The organism is Marinobacter shunpengi, from assembly GCF_045449715.1.
In the GTDB taxonomy this organism is placed as follows: Bacteria; Pseudomonadota; Gammaproteobacteria; order Pseudomonadales; family Oleiphilaceae; genus Marinobacter.
In genome coordinates this window covers 111139-131894 of sequence record NZ_JBJJLA010000012.1, presented here as the reverse complement: position 1 = coordinate 131894, position 20756 = coordinate 111139, and the positions used below count along the sequence as shown (strand labels likewise).

The following is a 20756-nucleotide window of genomic DNA, read 5'->3' as shown; positions in this document are numbered from 1 at the left end:
TTCAGTTTATCACGCTGTCCGTTTCTTCTCCGGTTTCAGGCTCGCTATCGTCCTCGTCCTGTTCGGAGGCGATAACGGGCTCCCCTTCGTCGAACACGCCCCACATCTGATGGCGGTGAACCCGGTTGTTGGCATCGAGCCAGAGCTCACCTGTATGACCGGTTACCCGGCTGTCGGCTATCTGCTGCATCAGCGGCAGGTTGATGCTCAGGGTCCAGGCGTCGGCTCCCATGGCAAAGAGCCTGCCCAGAGGGCCGTCCAGATTGTCGAACGACTCGTAGGCCTGCTGGCGGAACTCGGGTTCCCGGTCCAGTATCCAGGGCAGGTCGGTGAAGTAGACGCCATTGATATCCCGGTCACGAGCCGGGGAGGGACGTCCGCTGTAGATGATGGACGGGGAGAACACTGGCACATCGTTGGCGTAGTAGAAGGAGAACAGGGGCTTGAACTGCCGCGCGATCATCGGTTCCGCCACCATGATAATGGATTCCGCGTCCTGGCGACGACGGGGTTCGAACTCGATGTTCAGGCCCATGGTCCGCTCCAGTTCAATAGCCCGTTCGCGGCTGATATTAATGCCCAGCAGCTCGGCGCTCACATCCCGGAAGTTGTCTTCCTCCGAGTAGCGTTCCATATCCAGGATAATACCACCGAGTTCCTGCATGCGTTCTTCCAGGGCCGATGCGATTCGGTCTCCCCAGTCGCCTTCGGGAATCAGCACCAGGGCCTGGCCGACACCATCCTCGACAATCCGCTCGGCAATCTGGCGGGCCTCGTCCTCCACCGACAGGCCGAACTGGAACAGTTGCGCCGGTGTGGGGCCGTCCTGCTCGGGTGCGTAGTTCAGGGCCAGTACCGGCACGGGGAGATCGGAGCGGCTGGCCAGGGCCGCGACCTCATCCTTGGCCAGGGGGCCCACGATCAGGTCGGGGTCGCTGGCCAGCAATTCCGGTAGGACCTCCTCGAAGGGGCGGCCATTGGTGTCCACGATGGTAATGGACGTGTTTGACGGGGTGGCCGGCTCGGGGGGCTGTGCGCGGCGGTTTCCTTCATCCCCCTCCAGGGCGGTGTCCTGGTCGCTGCTGCTTTCATTGTTTCTGGTTGCGGTCACCTGGGCACCGTTGCCGGCACTGTCGTTGGTGGTGACTGCTGCCTGGGCACTTTCCTGTTCGGCGGCATAGTAGGCAGCCAGGAAGCCCTCACGAACCATATTACCGGCGGCGGACAGTGGTCCGGACAGGGGGAGCGCCAGGGTAATGCGCTCCGGGCGCTGCTCCAGTACCTGGGTCAGCAGGGCCAGCTCGGTGGGGACGGTTTCGGCACCGGGGTGGCCTGACCAGTTGAAGCGCCAGTTACGCACGGCGTGACCCTGGGCCTCCAGGCTCATGCCTGGCTGCCGGAGGGTGGCCGCCAGTTCGTACCAGCCCTGGTTTTCGAAGCCGATGGCGGATGTGGCGGTGTCATTCAGGGCGGCGTCCGGGGTTTCCTTCAGGGTCTGCCAGATGCGGTCGTTCAGTTGCTGGCGGTCAATGCCCAGCAGTTCCGGCTGGATGTTCATCAGGAACCGGGCTGATGGTAGCGGAGCCTGGGCCAGGCTGTAGGCGTCGTCCTGAAGCTGGGCAGCCCTGGCCTGGAGGTCCTCCGGGTACTGCTGGTACTGGGTTTCGGGCATGGCGGCCACCAGGTCGGCAGCCCACTCCCGGTCCTCAAGTGCCACGGCGCTGTCCATGCTCAGCAACAGGTACTGGTCGGCCACCTCCGGTTCGGGCTCGTCAAAGGCCGTGCTGAGCAGTACCTCGCGGGCATATTCGTGCTCGCCACGCTCCTGGAAGGTGGCGGCTGACCGTAGCAGGAAACGCTGGCTTTCCAGTCCGGCGGAGAGTTCCTGGGCCGCCGACAGGGCATCGCCCGCAGACTGCAGGGAACTGTCCTGCAACTGGATGGGTGTGCATCCACTGGCCAGCAGGGCAGTCAATGTGGATGCCACGGCAAGGCGACGCAGGTTCGGGAGGTGACAACGCATATCAGGCAGGGCTCCTTGAGGTGCCGGCACGGTGCCGGCATAGTGTCTCTCTAATTGGTCGTGTCAGGGGCTGCAAGTTTACCAGCTTGGCGGCCATTTCACAGTTTCATAGCGGGGATTTTGGGTTGGAAGCGGATCAAGCGACATTGACGCCCGTCGGTACACTTTTCATCGTGGCAACACCCATCGGCAACCTGGATGACCTCACCGCCCGCGCGGGGCAGGTGCTGGGGCAGGTTGACCTGGTGGCAGCGGAGGATACCCGCCATAGCGGCCGGCTGCTGCAGCACCTGGGTATACACAAACCCATGTGGGCCCTGCATGACCACAATGAGCGGGAGCGGGCGTCGGCACTGTTGGACCGTATCGGACAGGGGGAATCGGTAGCGCTGATATCTGATGCCGGTACGCCGCTGATTTCCGATCCCGGCTATGTGCTGGTCAGGGAGGCGCGGCAGCGGGGTATCCGGGTCAGCCCCGTGCCGGGGGCCTGCGCCATGGTGGCGGCCCTGAGTGCGGCCGGATTACCCACGGACAGGTTCCTGTTCGAAGGCTTCCTGCCCGCCAAGGCGTCTGGCCGGCGCAAGGCGCTGGCTGCCCTGTCCCGGGAGACTGCGACCCTCGTGTTCTATGAATCGCCCCGCCGTATTCGCGATCTGCTGTCGGATATGGCGCAGGTCTTCGGTGGCGACCGGGAGGTAGTGCTGGCGCGGGAGCTGACCAAGACCTTTGAAACCTTCTACCCGGGGCAGGTGGCGGATGTTCTCGTCAGGCTTGAGGGTGACCCCAATGCAGGCAAGGGGGAGTATGTGGTCATGGTGGCTGGGGCTCCGCCCGTGCAGGAAGAGGGTTCCGCTGTTGATGCCGACCAGGTGCTGGCCCTTCTGTTGCCGGAGCTGCCGGTAAAGAAAGCGGCCAGGATTACCGCGGAACTGACGGGGCGCTCCCGCAACGAACTGTACCAGCGGGCCCTGGAACTCCGTGATTCCCGATAAATCCCTTGCGCCGCTCCCGGTGCGGGGGTATGGTCTCGCCTGAGCTCGCCAGACAGTCGCCGCCGGTATCGCCGGGGGAGGAAAGTCCGGGCTCCGCAGGGCAAGGTGCCAGGTAACGCCTGGGCGGCGCGAGCCGACGGAAAGTGCAACAGAAAGTATACCGCCTAAGCGCCTTCGGGCGCCGGTAAGGGTGAAATGGTGCGGTAAGAGCGCACCGCGTGGCTGGCAACAGTCCACGGCGATGGTAAACCCCACCTGGAGCAAGACCAAATAGGAGTCCTATGGCGTGGCCCGCGCTGGACTCGGGTAGGTTGCTTGAGGTCTGTGGCAACGCAGGCCCTAGATGAATGACTGTCCACGACAGAACCCGGCTTATCGGCGAGCTCTCCTTTCCTTTTTTCATTAAGATATTGTCAGCCCTGTCGTAATGTGGGATGTGTAGTTTTACGACAGGATTTTATATAGCAAAAAAATCTTAGACTTCGTTCATTTTCTCCGAAAGTTTTTGCAGGCTTTTGATTTGCCGGAAGTTCTCCCCCGTCTCTTTCCGTATATCCTTTTTGTTCCCCGCTAACCCCTTGTCATTAAAGAAACTTTCGTAATGTGCGCGCTCTTTTTAGCGCTTGCATTGTGGTAGGCGTGTTCCTATAGTGTGCAGAAGTGGGAAAAAGTGGAAAATCGTGGTTTGTGGTGGTTCAGTAGTGGTGGCCGGTGGGTCATGGTGTGAGAACTCACCAGCGGGAAGTCACATAACAGGTAGGAGCGGCAGCAGGGTCTGCACCTTGAGCGATGAGCAACTTTCTTGGCAGTCACGCAATCAACATGGACGCAAAGGGTCGCCTGGCGATTCCTGCCCGTGTGCGTGAAGAACTCCAGGATGAGTGCAATGGTCGCATCGTGCTCACAGCCAATGCCGATGAGGAGCGCTGTCTTCTTATCTATCCCGAGCCGGTCTTCGAGAATGTGCGCTCCCAGGTGCTCGCGCTTCCCAACATGAACCGGAAGGCCCGCCGACTTCAGCGGCTGATCCTCGGCCATGCCACTCCCCTTGAACTGGATTCCGCCGGTCGTGTGCTGGTGCCACCCACGCTGCGTTCCTACGCGCGACTGGAGAAGAAACTTATGTTGATTGGTCAGGGCAAGAAGCTGGAGCTCTGGAGTGAGGAGCGCTGGTTCGCCTGGCTGGATGAGTCCGATGATGACGATGAAATGCCGCCGGAAATGGAGGCCCTGTCGCTATGATCGACGGGCGCTCCTTCGACCCGGAGGCGGGGCAGTCGCTTCATCGTTCCGTGTTGCTGGACCAGGCGGTGGACCTGCTGGTGGTTCAGCCCGGGGGGCGTTTTATCGATGGCACCTTCGGTCGCGGTGGTCACAGTCGGTTGATATTGAAGCGGTTGGAGGGCGATGGCCGGCTGATCGGCATCGACAAGGACCCGGAGGCGGTCCGGTTTGGTGAAGCTCTGGCGGCCGAAGACGGCCGCTTCGTCGTTTATCACGGTTCATTCGCCGATATGGATGACGCAGCGTCCAGGCAGGACTGGGAAGCCGGGTCCGTGACCGGGGTGTTGCTGGATCTGGGCGTATCGTCGCCCCAGCTGGATGACGCGGAACGCGGCTTCAGCTTTATGAGTAACGGCCCCCTGGATATGAGGATGGACACGTCCCGAGGGCCCAGTGCGGCGGAATGGCTGAACACTGCGGCGGAGAAGGAGATTGCCGACGTGATCTGGCGCTTCGGTGAGGAACGTTTTTCCCGCCGCATTGCCAGGGTCGTGGTCCAGCAACGGGCCGAGGAGCCACTGGCCACTACACGCCAGTTTGCGGAGCTGGTCCGGAAGGCGGTTCCGAAGAAGGAAAAGCACAAGCATCCGGCGACGCGGAGCTTCCAGGCGGTGCGGATCTTCATCAACCGTGAGCTGGAAGACCTGGAGTCAGGCCTGGAAAAGGCCGTGCAACTGTTGGCGCCGGGTGGTCGGCTGGTAGTGATCAGTTTCCATTCCCTGGAGGACCGGATCGTCAAGCGGTTCATGAGGGATCTTTCCCGCGGGCCGCAGTTGCCTCGCGGGTTGCCGGTGCGGGCGGAAGAGGTGGAGCCGCCCTATCGGACCGTGGGCAAGGCCCTGAAGGCCAGTGAGCCCGAGATACAGGAAAATGTCCGTGCACGTAGCGCCGTGATGAGGGTTCTTGAGCGCCGTGCCGACGATAAGGGAGTGGCATCGGAATGAGTGCAGTCACACTGGAAAAGCCGGCAAAGGCGCCGGTACTGACCCGGGACAACGTGCGTACGCGGGTGTCCGACGCGCTGAAACTGTCCGCGCGGATTTTTCACGCTCTGTCAGAGCCCCGGGTGGTGGTCACCCTGGGTCTGGCGGCGCTGCTGATCGGTTCGGCCATTGGCGTGGCGGTCAGCGCCCACCAGAACCGGGAGTTGTACAACACCCTGGCGGAACTACAGGCACAGCGGGACGGTTACCAGCGGCAGTGGAGTCAGCTGCTGCTGGAGCAAAGTGCCCTGAGTGCTCACGGCCGGATTGAGCATAAGGCCGTGGAGGAACTGGATATGGTCGTGCCCGGCCAGGAACACATAGTACTGGTGCCCTATGCCAGCACTGGATCGGCGATAGCCGCAGGTAGATAGAGTCGATCATGGCCCGGAATCAGGAATCCGTCACACTCATGCAGAAAGTCGCCGCCGGGCTCCAGGCCTGGCGGTTTGGCTGTGTACTGGGGGTATTCCTGATGGTGACAGCGGTGCTGGGATGGCGGCTGGTGGACCTGCATGTGGTGGACCAGGAATTCCTGCGTCAGCAGGGGGATGTCCGCACCATCCGCGTGGACAGTATTGATGCCCACCGTGGCATGATCACCGATCGCTATGGTGAGCCCCTGGCGGTCAGTACGCCGGTGGAGACCCTGTGGGCCAACCCCGGCGAGGTGGACCCGGACGACCCTCGCCTTACCACGGCGGCCAGCCTGCTGGGTATCAACGAGGCACGGCTGCGCCAGCGCCTGCGGGACTATTCCTCGCGGGAGTTTATCTATGTCCGTCGCAAGATCCAGCCGTCCCTGGCACGGGAGGTCCTGGGGCTGGAAATTCCGGGGCTGTACAGTCGTCAGGAGTACAAACGGTACTATCCAACCGGTGAGGTCGCCGCGCATCTGGTGGGCTTTACCAATATTGATGAACAGGGTCAGGAAGGTATCGAGCTGTCGTATAATGAGTGGCTCAGTGGCGTTCCCGGGCGCAAGCGCGTGCTTCGGGACAACCGCGGCCGCCTGATCCGGGACCTGTCTCTGATCCGTGATGCCAAGCCCGGGAAGGACCTGACCCTAAGCCTTGACCTGCGCCTGCAGTACCTGGCTTACCGTGAGCTCAAGGCGGTGGTTCAGGCCCATGATGCCCGGGGCGGAACCCTGGTCATGCTGGACGTGTCCACGGGTGAGGTTCTGGCCATGGTTAACCAGCAATCCTACAACCCCAACGATCGGGCATCCCTGAGCCCCGAGAAGCTGCGCAACAAGGCGCTCACGGACCTCTTCGAACCCGGTTCCACCATGAAGCCTCTGGCCATGGCGGCGGCTCTGGAGTCCGGGGAGTACCAGGTCGATTCAATGATCGATACGTCGCCGGGCTACCGTCGCTTCGGGCGTTTTACCATCCGTGATCATCGCAATTACGGACAGCTGTCCATGACAGGGATCATCTCCCGTTCCAGCAACGTTGGCATCAGCATGATCGCCAATGATATCGGGGGGGATGTGATCAGGGACTTCTATTTTCATCTGGGCCTCGGCCAGCCTACCGGTATCGGTTTCCCCGGTGAGGCGGTCGGGGTGTTGCCCATGACCAGCGACTGGCGTCCCGTGGAGGAGGCCACCCTGTCCTATGGCTATGGCATGAGCGTGAATGCCCTGCAACTGGCCCAGGCCTACATGGTGGTGGCCAACGGCGGCACCCGCTACCCGGTGACACTGAACCGCCGGGACGAGCCCGCTGTCGGGCAGCGTGTGATGTCGGAAACCGTGGCCGCCCAGGTCCGTGACATGCTGCAGGAAGTGGTGGAGAACGGCACCGGAAAGCGTGCCAACCCGGCGCTCTACACGGCTGGCGGCAAGACCGGCACCGTGCACCTGGTGGGCGCACACGGCTATGAGGACAGCCAGTACAAGGCCATCTTTGCCGGCATGGCGCCCATGGACAACCCGCGAATTGTGACTGTGGTGGCCGTGGACGCCCCGCAGGGAGGAGATTACTACGGTGGTGAAGTCGCCGCACCGGTGTTCGCCCGCGTTATGAGCGATGCCCTGCGGCTGCTGAATGTGAGACCAGAGCTGACCGCTGTGGAAGCGGCCGCCCAGACGCCCGGCCAGTCCGGGGAGCGAGGGTAGGTTCATGTGCATGACGTCACTGAGTACGCTGATGCAGGGCATTGTTGAGGTGCCTTCGGTCTTTGATGTCACCATCCATGGTTTGCGAACGGACAGCCGGCAGGTGGCCAAGGGCGATGCCTTCGTGGCCCTGTCCGGCAGTCGAACGCCGGCGGATCACTATGTTGACGACGCCATCCGCGCCGGCGCTATCGTGGTTATCCTGGAGGTTGCGGAGCCGGCCCCCTGCTACGAGTACCAGGGGGCGTTGGTGGTTCCGCTGCCCTCCCTGCGCCGGAACCTGGGGCGCATTGCCGACCGCTTCTATGAGCATCCGTCCCGGCGAATGCGGCTGGTTGGCGTCACCGGAACCAACGGCAAGACATCCGTCAGCCACTTCATCGCACAATTGCTGAACGCCGCGGACATTCCCTGCGGCGTGCTTGGCACCCTGGGCTATGGTATGCCCGGCAACCTGACCACATCGACCCACACCACCCCCGATGTGGTGGAGGTGAACCGGGCGCTGTTCGATATGGCGCGCAAGGGGGCAAGAGCCGTGGCCATGGAGGTGTCTTCCCACGCTCTGGACCAGGGGCGTATCGATGGTGTCACCATGACCGGTGCGGTGTTCACCAACCTGACCCGGGATCACCTGGATTACCACGGCTCCATGGAGGCCTATGGCCAGGCCAAGGCCTCGCTGTTTGCGCGGGAAGGGCTGCATTTCGCCATCATCAATATCGATGATCCGTTCGGTCGCCAACTGCACGAACAAACGGATGGTCTCTGTGACCGGGTTCGATACAGTCTTCACGAATCCCAGACAGAACTGTGGCTGACCCGCTTCGTGCCGTCCCCCGACGGTTTCGAGGCGGATGTCGATGGTCAGTGGGGGAGCTTCTCCGTATCCGCGCCCCTGATGGGCAGCTTTAATGCCAGCAACCTGTTGGCGGCCATGGCGGCGGTGTTGAGTCTGGGGGTGTCCGTGGACACCGTGACCCAGGCCGTAAGCCGCCTTGAACCACCACCTGGTCGTCTGGAGAGCTTTGCCGGTCCTGCTGGCGTGCGGGTGGTGGTGGATTACGCCCACACCACGGATGCCCTGGCCAATGCCCTGGCGGCACTGCGACCCCACACCTCAGGCCAGTTGATCTGTGTGTTCGGTTGCGGCGGTGACCGCGACACCGGCAAGCGACCTGAGATGGCCCGCGAAGCGGAACGTGTCGCGGACCGGATCATCATCACGGATGACAACCCCCGTACCGAATCTCCCGAGACCATTGTGGGGGACATCCTCCAGGGGCTGGAAAACCGGGAATCCGCCACGGTCATCCACGATCGTGCCGACGCCATCCGCACTGCCATTGATATGGCCAGGCCAGGCGATGTCGTATTGGTGGCGGGCAAGGGCCATGAGGCCTGGCAGGAGCGCAACGGCAAGCGCACGCCCTTCAGTGATGTGGCCCATGTACAGGAGGCCCTCGGTCTCAATGGGGGTGCTGCATGATGCAGGCGTTGTCCCTGGCGGAGATCGCCCGGGTGCTGGGTGTCAAGGCGCCTGCGGCTGCCGGTTCGGCCCGTGATATCTGCACCGATACCCGGGCGTTGCAGCCGGGAGACCTGTTTGTTGCCCTGCGGGGCGAACGATTTGACGGCCACGGCTTCCTGGAAACCGCCCGGGAGGTGGGCGCCGTCGCGGCGGTGGTTGATACCGCCGATGCGAAAGTGGCGCTGCCGCAACTGGTGGTGCCGGACACTATCCAGGCACTGGCGGATCTGGCCCGCCGCAACCGGGAGCTCAGCGACGCCCGGGTAATTGCGGTCACCGGTAGCAGCGGCAAGACCACACTCAAGGAAATGCTGTCGGCCATCCTCTCCAATGAGGGTGCAACACTCGCCACCCTGGGGAACCTGAACAATCACATCGGCGCACCGCTGACCTTGTTCCGGCTGTCGCCGAAGCACCGTTACGCGGTCATCGAGCTGGGCGCCAGTGGTGTGGGTGAGATCACCCATACCGTTGCTGCCACACGTCCTGAAGTGGCGGTGATCACCAATGCCGGCGAGGCCCACCTGGAGGGCTTCGGCAGTTACGAGAACATCGTCCTGGCCAAGGGCGAGATTATCGATGGCGTCGTTGACGGCGGCACGGTAGTACTCAACCGGGACGACCCGGCCTTCGGCACCTGGAAAAAGCGCGCCGGAAACCGTCGGGTGGTGTCCGTCAGTGCCCGGGGGGACGCTGCGGATTACCGGTGCATCGGTTACCGGTTCGGGGACGGTGCCTACACCATCCAGGTGGAGACGCCGGACCATGGTGAGCGCTCGCTGGTCCTGAAACTGCCGGGTGAGCACAACATCTGCAACGCGTTGCTGGCCATGGCCGCTGCCGAGGCGGTTGGTGCCGGTGACACCGCCGTTCGTCAGGGGCTGGAGGCAGTGCGGCCCGCCGCCGGTCGGCTTGAGCGCAAGCGCCTCAATGACCGCGTGACCGTGATCGATGACAGTTACAACGCCAACCCGACCTCCATGAAGGCGGCCCTGGATGTCCTGGCCCGGGAGGCTTCCACCCGTGTCGCGGTACTGGGCGGCATGGCCGAGCTTGGTCCGGAGGGTGATCGCCTGCATCGGGAGGTGGGAGAGCACGCCCGCAACCAGGGTATCGAACAGCTGCTGGTGGTGGGTACGACGGAAGGGTGCGATGCACTGGTTTCGGGTTTCGGTGACGACGCCCGTCGGTTTGACACACACCAGCAGGCCGTGGAATGGCTGCTGGCCCATATGACCGGGCCCATGACTGTACTGGTCAAGGGATCCCGCAGTTCTGCCATGGACCAGGTAGTAAAGATGTTACAAGAAAAGGTGAACAATCCATGCTGCTCTGGCTGACAGAACTGCTATCGCCATACATCACCGAACTGACGGTGTTCCAGTACCTGACGCTGCGGGCCATCCTCGGCATCCTCACGGCGCTGGTTATCTCCCTGCTGATCGGTCCCATGATGATCCGCAAGCTGAGCCAGTACCAGATTGGGCAGGCAGTGCGTGACGATGGCCCCCAGACCCATCTCAGCAAGGCCGGTACCCCGACCATGGGGGGGGCGCTGATCCTGGTGGCGGTGGCCGTCACCACTTTGCTGTGGGCGGACCTGGACAACCGTTACGTCTGGATCACCCTGGCGGTAACCATGGGCTTTGGTGCCATCGGCTGGGTGGATGACTATCGCAAGGTGGTGGAGCGCAATCCCCGGGGCCTGCCGGCCCGCTGGAAGTATTTCTGGCAGTCGGTGATCGGCGCGACAGCGGCGGTGGCCCTGTTCTACAGCTCGTCGCTGCCCCAGGAAACATCGCTCTATTTGCCGTTCTTCAAGAATGTCTCCCTGACCCTGGGGCCGGTCCTGTTCATCCTGCTGACCTATTTCGTGATTGTCGGCAGCAGCAACGCGGTCAACCTGACCGACGGCCTGGACGGGCTGGCGATCATGCCCACGGTGATGGTGGGGGGCGCGCTGGCGGTATTCGCCTACGTGTCCGGCCACTCGCAGTTTTCCGACTACCTGCTGATTCCCCACTTGCCGGGCAGCGGGGAGCTGATTGTGTTCTGTGGCGCCCTGGTAGGCGCGGGCCTGGGCTTCCTGTGGTTCAACACCTATCCGGCCCAGGTGTTCATGGGCGATGTGGGGGCCCTGGCATTGGGGGCGGCGCTCGGGGTGGTGGCGGTCATCGTCCGCCAGGAGATCGTGCTGTTCATCATGGGGGGCGTCTTCGTGATGGAGACCATTTCGGTGATCCTGCAGGTGGGGTCCTACCGGCTGACCGGCCGGCGGATCTTCCGCATGGCGCCCCTGCATCATCACTTTGAACTCAAGGGCTGGCCGGAGCCCCGGGTGATTGTCCGCTTCTGGGTGATCACCGTGATTCTGGTACTGATCGGGCTCTCGAGCCTGAAACTGCGATAGGAACGGGAACAAGCATGGCTGTAATCGCATCGGATCGTCGCACACTGGTGGTTGGCCTGGGTAAGACCGGGCTCTCCTGCGTGCGCTATCTGACCGACCTCGGGCGCGAGGTATCGGTGGCGGACAGTCGTGCCCAGCCGCCGGGAATGGACGAATTGCGCGCCGACTACCCCGACATTGAGGTGCGTACCGGCGAGTTCGACAGCGACTGGTTCCGCACCTTCAACGAACTGGTGGTCAGCCCGGGCATTGCCGTTGCCGAGCCGGCCATCGCTGCGGCTGCGAAGCAGGGTGCCCGTATCCGGGGCGACATCGATCTGTTTGCCGAGGCGGCGCAGGCGCCGATCATTGCCATCACCGGCTCCAACGGCAAGACCACGGTAACCACCCTGGTGGGCGAGCTGGCGGCGGCCTGCGGGGTCAGGGCCGCCGTGGGCGGTAATATCGGTACACCGGCGCTGGACCTGCTGGCGCAGACGCCGGACGTGTACATCCTGGAACTGTCCAGTTTCCAGTTGGAAACCACCCACGAACTGAATGCCGAGGTGGCCACGGTCCTCAACGTCAGTGACGACCATATGGACCGCTATCCCTCCAAGATGGCGTACTACCAGGCCAAGCAACGCATCTTCCGGGGCGCCCGCAATGCGGTGGTCAACCTGGACGATGCCCTGAGCACGCCCATGGCCCGGGACACCCTGAACTTCATCTGTTACGGCTTCCACCGGGTGAACCCGGAGACCTTCAGCACCCGCGAGGACGAGCATGGGCTGTGGATCACCTGGGGTCTGGACAATCTGCTGAACACCGCCGACCTGAAACTGGCGGGGCTGCACAACGTCAGCAACGTTATGGCGGCCCTGGCCATCGGCCTGGCCGCCGGCTGGTCGCTGGAGACCATGGTACGGGCGGTCCGTGACTTCCGGGGACTGCCCCATCGCTGCGAACCGGTCCGGACGGTGAACGGCGTCGAGTACATCAACGACTCCAAGGGCACCAACGTGGGGGCCACCGTGGCGGCCCTGGACAGCCTGGCGCCCGCCTGCAACCGGATCGTCCTGATTGCCGGTGGTGATGGCAAGGGTGCGGACTTCAGCCCCCTGGCACGGCCGGTGTCCGAACATTGCCGGGCCGTGGTGCTGATTGGGCAGGATGCCGGACGACTCCGCGAGGTGCTGGCTGGCGGCATGAAGGTGATCACCGCCCATTCCATGGCTGAGGCGGTCACCCTGGCCTCCGACCTGGCCCATGAGGGCGACCGGGTGCTGCTGTCCCCGGCCTGCGCCAGTTTCGATATGTTCACCGGCTACGAGGACCGTGGTGAGCGGTTCCGTCTGGCCGTGGAGGGCTTGTGATGCAGGCGGCGAACATTCATCCGGCAAGGGTTTATCGGGGGCTCTGGTCCCAGCCGCTGCCGTGGCTGGTGGTCAGTGCTGGCACCCTGCTCATGCTGGGTGTGGTGATGATCGCGTCCGCCTCCATGGACACCGCTGCCGCCAACCTGGGCAACAGCTACCACTATGCCGTGCGTCAGTTGCTGTTTGCAGGCCTTGGTTGTGCCCTGGCACTGGCTGCCGCCAACGTGCCGGTGTCCTGGTGGTATCGCAGTGGCTGGCTGTTGCTGGCCATTGGTATGGCGTCCCTGTTGCTGGTACTTACCCCCCTGGGCAAGACCGTCAATGGTTCCACCCGCTGGATCCCGCTGGGGCTGTTCAACGTGCAGGTATCCGAGGTGGCCAAGCTGTGCCTGATTGCCTACCTGGCGGGGTATGTGGTGCGCCGCCGGGACGAACTGGTGAACACCTGGTGGGGATTCGTCAAGCCGGTGCTGGTGCTAGGCCTGGCGTCGGCCCTGCTGGTAATACAGCCGGACTTTGGCGCCACCGTGGTATTGATGACGGCGGCCCTGGGCATGATCTTCCTCAGCGGGGTCCGGCTGAGCCGGTTCATGCCGTTGATCGCCGTGTGCGTGATCCTGGGGGCTGCACTGGTGGTTACACAGCCCTACCGACTCAAGCGGGTGGTGAGTTACCTGGATCCCTGGCAGGACCAGTACAACTCCGGCTACCAGCTTACCCAGTCACTGATCGCCTTCGGGCGCGGCGAGTGGTCCGGCGTGGGCCTGGGCAACTCCATCCAGAAGCTGTTCTACCTGCCGGAAGCCCACACCGATTTCATCTTCGCCATCACGGCGGAAGAGTTCGGTCTGTTGGGGTCCATGGCGGTGCTGGCGCTGTTCGCGGTGTTGGTGCTGTCAGGCTTTGCCATCGCCCGCAAGGCGGAAAAGCAGGGCATGGGGTTCGCCGCCTGCTTCGCCTATGGCCTGACCCTGCTGTTGGGCCTGCAGGCGATGATCAATATAGCGGTCAATACCGGGCTGCTGCCCACCAAGGGCCTGACCCTGCCGTTGATGAGCTACGGCGGATCCAGCCTGATTGTGGTCTGTATCAGCATCGGCATCCTGGTGCGCATTGAAATGGAGCGTCAGCAGCAACTGTCACCCGATACGGACGACAAAACGGTAGCCCCGCGGCCGAGGGGGGCATCATGACCCCACGGCGTTTCCTCGTCATGGCCGGTGGTACCGGCGGCCACGTGTTCCCGGCCCTGGCAACCGCCCGCCGGCTCCAGGAGCTGGGGCATGAGGTGCAGTGGCTGGGCTCCGCCGGTGGTATGGAGGAACGGCTGATTGCCGACACCGATATCCCGCTGTCGGTGATCAGCGTATCCGGCCTCCGGGGCAAGGGGCGCCTGGCGCTGCTGTTGGCACCATTCCGGTTGATCCGGGCGCTGTGGCAGGCGCTCCGGGTGATGAACCGGGTAAAGCCGGACTGCGTGATCGGTATGGGCGGTTTTGTCACCGGGCCGGGTGGCCTGTCCGCCTGGCTGACCCGCCGGCCGCTGCTGGTCCATGAACAGAACGCCATTGCCGGCATGACCAACCGGATCCTGGCGCGTCTGGCTGAGACAGTCATGGAAGCTTTTCCAGGCAGTTTCGGGGAAGGCGTGGTGACCCGGTGTACCGGCAATCCGGTCCGCGCCGATGTGGCGGCCATACCGACTCCCGATGAGCGTATGGCGGATCGCACCGGCAGGATTCGTATCCTGGTGGTGGGGGGCAGTCTGGGCGCCCAGGCCATCAATGAAAAGATGCCGGCCGCCGTAGCCCGCCTGCCCGGGGAACAGCGCCCGGAAATCCGCCACCAGTGTGGTGAACGCAACCATGAGGCGGCGCTGGCGGCCTACGAGGGCGCCGGTGTGGAGGCGTCCGTAGAGCCTTTCATCAAGGATATGGCGGAAGCCTATGCCTGGGCCGACCTGGTGGTCTGCCGGGCCGGGGCGCTGACCATATCGGAGCTTTGCGCGGTGGGCGTCGGTGCGTTGCTGGTGCCGTTCCCCCATGCGGTGGACGACCACCAGACCCGCAATGCGGATTACATGGTCAAGGCCGGGGCGGCCCTGCTGATGCCCCAGCGCAAACTGACCGATGACTTGCTGGCAGATACCCTGGCGGACCTGCTGGGGAGCCGCGAACACATTATTGACATGGCACGTGCAGCCCGTACGCTGGCGCGCCCCGATGCAACGGAGAGAGTCGTGAATTACTGTCTGGAGGCTGCCCATGTCTGAGGTAACCAACCCGCCCCTGGTCTACCAGGTGCCGGAAATGCGCCGCATCCGCCACATCCACTTCGTTGGCATTGGCGGTGCCGGCATGTGCGGTATTGCCGAAGTGCTCCGCAACCAGGGCTATGACGTGTCCGGTTCCGACCTCAGGGAAAGCCCGGTCACGGATCGCCTGAAGGGGCTGGGCGTGACGATCCATATTGGTCACCGGGAAAGTAACAGCGACGCGGCGGACGTGGTCGTGGTGTCCACGGCGGTCGGTTCCGACAACCCGGAAGTGACCTCGGCCCGCAGCCGGCGGGTGCCCATCGTGCCCCGGGCGGAGATGCTGGCGGAAATCATGCGCTACCGCCACGGCATTGCGGTGGCCGGTACCCATGGCAAGACCACCACCACCAGCCTGATTGCCTCGATCCTTGGCGAAGCGGGCCTGGATCCCACGTTCGTGATTGGTGGCAAGCTCAACAGCGCCGGCACCAATGCCCAGCTTGGCGACAGCCGCTATCTGGTGGCGGAAGCGGATGAGAGCGACGCCTCCTTCCTGCACCTGACGCCGGTGATCTCGGTGGTGACCAACATTGAGGCGGACCACATGGACACCTACGGTGGCGATGTGGCGCAGCTCAAGAAGACCTTTGTGGAGTTCCTCCATAACCTGCCGTTCTATGGCGTGGCGGTGATGTGCCTGGACGATCCCTACGTGGAGGAAATCCTGCCCCGGATTTCCCGGGCCATCATCACCTACGGCATCGATCGGGAAGACGCCGACTACCGTGCCGTCGACATAGAGACTGACGGTCTCAGCACCCGTTTCCTGGTGAAGCGTCCTGGTGGCCTCAGTGACCTCAAAGTGAAGTTGCGCATGCCCGGGCGCCATAACGTACTCAACGCCCTGGCGGCCATTGCCGTGGCCACTGACGAAGGCGTGGCGGACGCCGCTATCTGCCGTGGCCTGGCCGGTTTTGCCGGTGTTGGCCGCCGGTTCCAGGTCTACGGTGACTACCCCGTGGGCAAGGGCAGCGTGACCCTGGTGGACGACTATGGCCACCATCCCACGGAAGTGGAGGCGGTCATCCGCGCCGCCCGGGACGCCTGGCCGGGCCGGCGTCTGGTCATGCTGTACCAGCCGCACCGGTATTCCCGTACCCGGGACCTGTATGAGGACTTTGTGCGGGTACTGTCGGACGTGGACACCCTCCTGATGATGGACGTGTATTCGGCGGGGGAAAGCCCGGTGCCCGGCGCGGATGCCCGCTCCCTGTGCCGGAGTATCCGGCAGCGGGGGCAGGTGGACCCGATCTTTGTGGAGGATGCCAGCGAACTGGAGGGGGTGCTCAGGAATATCCTGCAGGAGGGGGATCTCCTTATGACCCAGGGCGCCGGCGATATCGGCGGAGTATCAGCAAAACTGGCAGCAAACGGAGTGATTGGACGTGGCTGAGTCCCGGTACCGTAACTACAAGGTCAGCGCAGAAACCCGCGAACGGCTGGGGCGTGTGGCTGTCTTCATGGGTGGGGATTCCGCCGAGCGGGAAGTTTCCCTCAAGAGCGGTCAGGCGGTGACCCGCGGCCTGCAGGATGCCGGTGTCGATGCGTTCTCCGTGGATGTGACCGGGTGCCTGCTGAAAGCCGTGGAAGATGCCGACTTCGACCGGGTATTTATCGCCCTCCATGGCCGTGGCGGCGAGGACGGTACCCTGCAGGCCATCCTGTCCCAGGCCGGTATTCCCTATACCGGCAGCGAAATGCTGGCATCGGCCCTGGCCATGGACAAACTGCGGACCAAGTTCGTGTTTGCCGGTTGCGGTCTGCCGACGCCTGCCTTCCGGGCCATGAACGGTGAAGACGAGGCCGGTGCCATCGTGTCGGACCTCAGGTTCCCGCTGAGCGTGAAGCCGTCCCGGGAAGGCTCCAGCATCGGCGTGCGCAAGGTCCGCAACCGGGATGAACTGGTCGCGGCCTACCGGGAAGCGGCCACCCATGATCCGCTGGTACTGGTGGAGGAGTGGATCGAAGGGCCGGAATACACCGTCAGCATTCTGCAGGATAAGGCCCTGCCGGTGATCGGCCTGAGCACCGATCACGATTTCTATGATTACGATGCCAAGTACCTGGCCGACGACACCCAATACCGGGTGCCCTGCGGGCTGGACGAGTGGCAGGAGACCCTGATCCAGAACCTGGCGGTGGAAGCCTTCCGGGTGATTGGCGGCCGTACCTGGGGCCGTGTCGACATCATGGAAGACGAGGAAGGGCGTTTCTGGCTGCTGGAGGTGAATACCGTACCGGGCATGACGGACCACAGCCTGGTGCCCATGGCGGCCCAGGCAGCGGGTATCGGCATGTCGGAGCTGGTGGTGAGGATCCTGCTGGACACCCTGGAAACCGGAGAGGGCGACGATGCTTGAGCAGATGCTGCTGAGAGGCCGGTTTGTACCGTCGGAGCCGCCGAAACGGCGCGGGGCGACGTCTGCCGAGCCTGATCAGGGTCTGCTGGATGTACTGGCACAGCTGTTTGGCAGTGTGCCCTGGACAAAACTTGGGCTGGGCATGGCGGTGGTGCTGGTCACCGCCATGGTGCCCTGGGGAACGGGCCAGCTCCTGGCCGCTATGGACCGTCAGTTCATGCACGTGGAGGTGGTCGGGGCCCTGAAGGGCGAGAGTCGCAATGCCCTGGAGCGCCACACCGGTGAGTGGTTGGGCAAGAGCTTTTTTACCACCGACCTGGCCGACATCAAGGTGTCGCTGGAGCAGCGCCCCTGGGTGGAGAGCGCGGCCGTAAGGCGGGAATGGCCCGACCGGCTGGTGGTGGAAGTGCGTGAACACAAGCCGCTGGCCTACTGGAATGACCGGGCGTTGATCAGTCGCACCGGCGAAGTCTTCCGGCCCGGCAACCGTGACGTGGCGGGGGGGCTACCCAGGCTGCGGGGCCCGGAAGGGCGGTCACGGGAGGTGATCGATATGGGCCGCACCATGGCGAATGCGCTGGAGGCCCGGGGCATGGGTTTCGCCGGGATTGCGCTGGAGGAACGGGGGGCCTGGACCCTGACCCTGGCCAACGGCATCGAAGTGGCGCTGGGCCGTGACCAGGTTGAACAACGGTTTGAACGCTTCCTGACCGTATACGGCGAGCGACTGGCCAGCCGGGCGGATCAGGTGGAACGAATTGACGCCCGCTACACCAATGGGGTGGCGGTCCGGTGGAAACCGCTGGCCCAGGCGTCGGACAACAATTCATGAATGGCTATTGGTGAACTGCATGTCATCGGTTGATACGGAAAACATGATTGTCGGCCTGGATATTGGCACCTCCAAGGTGGTGGCCATTGTCGGCAAACGCAAGCTGGATGGAACCATCGAGGTGGTGGGCATTGGTTCCCATGCCTCCCGAGGACTCAAGCGGGGGGTGGTGGTCAATATCGAAACCACTGTGCAGGCCATACAGCGGGCCGTGGAGGAAGCCGAGCTGATGGCCGGTTGTCGCATCCACTCCGTCTATGCGGGCATCGCGGGCAGCCACATCAAGAGCCTCAACTCCCACGGCATCGTGGCCATCCGCGACCGGGAAGTGACCCAGGCGGATATCGACCGGGTCATCGACGCGGCCCAGGCGGTGGCGATTCCGGCGGACCAGAAGATCCTGCATATCCTGCCCCAGGAGTTCGTGATCGATAACCAGGAGGGCATCAAGGAACCCATGGGCATGTCCGGTGTGCGCCTGGAAGCGAAGGTCCACCTGGTGACCTGTGCGGTGAACGCGGCCCAGAACATCGAGAAGTGTGTTCGCCGCTGTGGCCTGGATGTGGACGACATCATCCTGGAGCAACTGGCCTCGGCCCACTCGGTACTGACAGAGGACGAGAAGGAGCTGGGGGTCTGCCTGGTGGACATCGGCGGTGGCACTACCGACATCGCGGTATTTACCGGCGGCGCCATCCGCCACACCTCGGTGATTCCGATCGCCGGTGACCAGGTCACTAATGACATCGCCATGGCCCTGCGCACACCGACGCAGAACGCCGAGGATATCAAGATCAAGTATGCCTGCGCCCTGACCCAACTGGCCGGGGCGGACGAGACCATCAAGGTGCCCAGCGTGGGTGACCGGGCGCCACGCAACCTGTCCCGTCAGGCGCTGGCGGAAGTGGTGGAGCCCCGTTACGAGGAGCTGTTCACCCTGGTGCAGTCGGAACTGCGCCGTAGCGGGTTCGAGGACATGATCCCCGCGGGCATCGTTGTTACCGGCGGTTCCTCCACCATGGAAGGGGTGGTGGAACTGGCCGAAGAGATCTTCCACATGCCGGTACGGCTTGCCTCGCCGCAGGCCGTTTCCGGCATGACGGAGGTGGTCAACAACCCGATCTACGCCACTGGCGTCGGGTTGCTGATCCATGGCTTCCGCCAGATGGATCTGGGACAGGGGCCCGTTCTTAGGGGAGAGGATGCACCCTCCCTGCTGGAACGTATGAAAGCCTGGTTTACCGGGCATTTCTGAAGACAGCTGCATCACACGAAGGTATCTCGAAAAGAACAATCAGCCGGGAACTGGCTGAACATCTGCACGAAGGAGAAGGGGAAATGTTTGAACTAGTCGATAATGTCCAGCAGAGCGCTGTGATCAAGGTTATCGGTGTTGGCGGTGGCGGCGGCAACGCCGTGCGGCACATGCTCAACAGCGACGTGGAAGGCGTGGAATTCATCTGCGCCAATACCGACGCCCAGGCGCTTCACGACCTGGACGCCAAACAGATTATCCAGCTTGGTGGCAATATCACCAAAGGCCTGGGTGCCGGTGCCAATCCGGAAATCGGTCGTCAGGCAGCAATGGAAGATCGCGATCGTGTTGCGGATGCCATCAAGGGCGCTGATATGGTCTTCATCACCGCTGGCATGGGTGGCGGAACCGGTACCGGCGCCGCGCCCATTGTGGCGGAAGTGGCCCGTGAGATGGGTATCCTGACGGTGGCGGTAGTGACCAAGCCGTTCCAGTTCGAAGGCGGCAAGCGCATGAGCGTTGCCGAGACCGGACTGAGAGAGCTGGAAGAGAGTGTGGACTCGCTGATCACTATCCCCAACGAAAAGCTGCTGGCGGTCATGGGCAAGAAAACCAGCCTGCTGGATGCCTTCGCGTCGGCCAACGATGTACTGCTGGGGGCGGTCCAGGGTATTGCTGACCTGATTACCCGCAACGGCATGATCAACGTCGACTTCGCCGACGTGAAGACGGTGATGTCCGAGATGGGCATGGCCATGATGGGTACCGCCCGCGCCACCGGTGAAAACCGGGCCAGGGAAGCTGCCGAGGCCGCTGTTCGCAGCCCGCTGCTCGAGGATATCAACCTGCAGGGCGCCAAGGGTATCCTGGTTAATATCACCGCCGGTATGGACCTCAACCTGGGCGAGTTCTCCGAGGTTGGCGACATCGTCCGGGAATTCGCCTCCGACTCTGCTACCGTTGTAGTTGGTACCGTGATCGATCCGGACATGACCGACGAGTTGAAGGTCACTGTGGTGGCTACCGGCCTGGGTGGCGACCGGGAGAAACCCACCAAGGTGGTGGACAACACCCGTACCCTGGATGGCACCACGGATTACAACCAGCTTGATCGCCCGGCGGTACTGCGTCGTCGTGCCGTATCCCAGGGGAATGTGGCGGTTGACCAGAGTCGGGACTCCGACGAACAGGATGTGGATTATCTCGATATTCCCGCATTCCTGCGCCGTCAGGCCGACTGATATTCTGGGTGCATGTGCGGTTAACAGGATGCGGGCCCAAGG

The 20756-nt window shown here is 63.2% G+C and carries 17 protein-coding genes and 1 other RNA gene; 17 read left to right on the top strand and 1 reads right to left on the bottom strand.

Annotated elements, in window-relative coordinates; genetic code table 11:
- Window position 1: 1 nt before the first annotated feature.
- Window positions 2-2023 carry a penicillin-binding protein activator gene (locus ACJO3T_RS07155; RefSeq protein WP_406978156.1) on the bottom strand — a complete coding sequence of 674 codons (2022 nt, stop codon included), beginning with the start codon at window positions 2021-2023 and terminating at the stop codon, window positions 2-4.
- Window positions 2024-2196: 173 nt separating this feature from the next.
- Here ACJO3T_RS07155 and rsmI point away from each other — a divergent pair, with 173 nt between their 5' ends.
- The 17 genes from rsmI (at window position 2197) to ftsZ (ending at window position 20714) form a co-directional block, all read left to right on the top strand.
- The gene (rsmI, locus tag ACJO3T_RS07150; protein ID WP_406961285.1) at window positions 2197-3018 is read left to right on the top strand and encodes a 16S rRNA (cytidine(1402)-2'-O)-methyltransferase; all 822 of its coding nucleotides are present in this window, start codon (window positions 2197-2199) and stop codon (window positions 3016-3018) included.
- A gap of 40 nt (window positions 3019-3058) precedes the next feature.
- Window positions 3059-3409: RNase P RNA component class A (gene rnpB, locus ACJO3T_RS07145), an RNA gene on the top strand.
- A gap of 398 nt (window positions 3410-3807) precedes the next feature.
- Complete coding sequence (gene mraZ, locus ACJO3T_RS07140; protein WP_406961287.1) at window positions 3808-4260, top strand: division/cell wall cluster transcriptional repressor MraZ; 453 nt, start codon at window positions 3808-3810, stop codon at window positions 4258-4260.
- The gene (gene rsmH, locus ACJO3T_RS07135) at window positions 4257-5246 is read left to right on the top strand and encodes a 16S rRNA (cytosine(1402)-N(4))-methyltransferase RsmH (protein WP_406978155.1); all 990 of its coding nucleotides are present in this window, start codon (window positions 4257-4259) and stop codon (window positions 5244-5246) included. Before mraZ ends, rsmH begins: the two co-directional genes overlap by 4 nt.
- Window positions 5243-5659 (top strand): cell division protein FtsL, encoded by a 417-nt coding sequence (gene ftsL / locus ACJO3T_RS07130; protein ID WP_406961291.1) that lies wholly within the window; start codon window positions 5243-5245, stop codon window positions 5657-5659. Before rsmH ends, ftsL begins: the two co-directional genes overlap by 4 nt.
- An 8-nt stretch (window positions 5660-5667) precedes the next feature.
- A complete protein-coding gene (locus ACJO3T_RS07125) occupies window positions 5668-7410 on the top strand; it encodes a peptidoglycan D,D-transpeptidase FtsI family protein (protein WP_406978154.1) in 1743 nt (580 codons plus the stop codon).
- Between the two features lie 4 nt (window positions 7411-7414).
- Window positions 7415-8899, top strand: a complete 1485-nt coding sequence (locus ACJO3T_RS07120; RefSeq protein ID WP_406978153.1) for a UDP-N-acetylmuramoyl-L-alanyl-D-glutamate--2,6-diaminopimelate ligase — start codon at window positions 7415-7417, stop codon at window positions 8897-8899.
- Window positions 8896-10281, top strand: coding sequence for a UDP-N-acetylmuramoyl-tripeptide--D-alanyl-D-alanine ligase (locus tag ACJO3T_RS07115; protein ID WP_406978152.1), 1386 nt, complete (start codon window positions 8896-8898; stop codon window positions 10279-10281). Before ACJO3T_RS07120 ends, ACJO3T_RS07115 begins: the two co-directional genes overlap by 4 nt.
- Window positions 10266-11351 carry a phospho-N-acetylmuramoyl-pentapeptide-transferase gene (mraY, locus tag ACJO3T_RS07110; protein WP_406961299.1) on the top strand — a complete coding sequence of 362 codons (1086 nt, stop codon included), beginning with the start codon at window positions 10266-10268 and terminating at the stop codon, window positions 11349-11351. Before ACJO3T_RS07115 ends, mraY begins: the two co-directional genes overlap by 16 nt.
- Window positions 11352-11365: 14 nt before the next feature.
- Window positions 11366-12706 carry a UDP-N-acetylmuramoyl-L-alanine--D-glutamate ligase gene (murD, locus tag ACJO3T_RS07105; protein ID WP_406978151.1) on the top strand — a complete coding sequence of 447 codons (1341 nt, stop codon included), beginning with the start codon at window positions 11366-11368 and terminating at the stop codon, window positions 12704-12706.
- The gene (gene ftsW, locus ACJO3T_RS07100; RefSeq protein WP_406961303.1) at window positions 12706-13902 is read left to right on the top strand and encodes a putative lipid II flippase FtsW; all 1197 of its coding nucleotides are present in this window, start codon (window positions 12706-12708) and stop codon (window positions 13900-13902) included. The genes murD and ftsW overlap by 1 nt, the downstream gene beginning before the upstream one ends.
- Window positions 13899-14981, top strand: coding sequence for an undecaprenyldiphospho-muramoylpentapeptide beta-N-acetylglucosaminyltransferase (gene murG, locus ACJO3T_RS07095; protein ID WP_406978150.1), 1083 nt, complete (start codon window positions 13899-13901; stop codon window positions 14979-14981). The genes ftsW and murG overlap by 4 nt, the downstream gene beginning before the upstream one ends.
- The gene (murC, locus tag ACJO3T_RS07090; RefSeq protein WP_406978149.1) at window positions 14974-16419 is read left to right on the top strand and encodes a UDP-N-acetylmuramate--L-alanine ligase; all 1446 of its coding nucleotides are present in this window, start codon (window positions 14974-14976) and stop codon (window positions 16417-16419) included. The genes murG and murC overlap by 8 nt, the downstream gene beginning before the upstream one ends.
- Window positions 16412-17386 carry a D-alanine--D-alanine ligase gene (locus ACJO3T_RS07085; protein ID WP_406961308.1) on the top strand — a complete coding sequence of 325 codons (975 nt, stop codon included), beginning with the start codon at window positions 16412-16414 and terminating at the stop codon, window positions 17384-17386. Before murC ends, ACJO3T_RS07085 begins: the two co-directional genes overlap by 8 nt.
- Window positions 17379-18218 carry a cell division protein FtsQ/DivIB gene (locus ACJO3T_RS07080; protein WP_406961310.1) on the top strand — a complete coding sequence of 280 codons (840 nt, stop codon included), beginning with the start codon at window positions 17379-17381 and terminating at the stop codon, window positions 18216-18218. Before ACJO3T_RS07085 ends, ACJO3T_RS07080 begins: the two co-directional genes overlap by 8 nt.
- Window positions 18219-18237: 19 nt before the next feature.
- Complete coding sequence (gene ftsA / locus ACJO3T_RS07075; RefSeq protein ID WP_406961312.1) at window positions 18238-19473, top strand: cell division protein FtsA; 1236 nt, start codon at window positions 18238-18240, stop codon at window positions 19471-19473.
- 83 nt (window positions 19474-19556) lie between these two features.
- Window positions 19557-20714, top strand: a complete 1158-nt coding sequence (gene ftsZ, locus ACJO3T_RS07070) for a cell division protein FtsZ (protein WP_406961313.1) — start codon at window positions 19557-19559, stop codon at window positions 20712-20714.
- Window positions 20715-20756 lie beyond the last annotated feature (42 nt).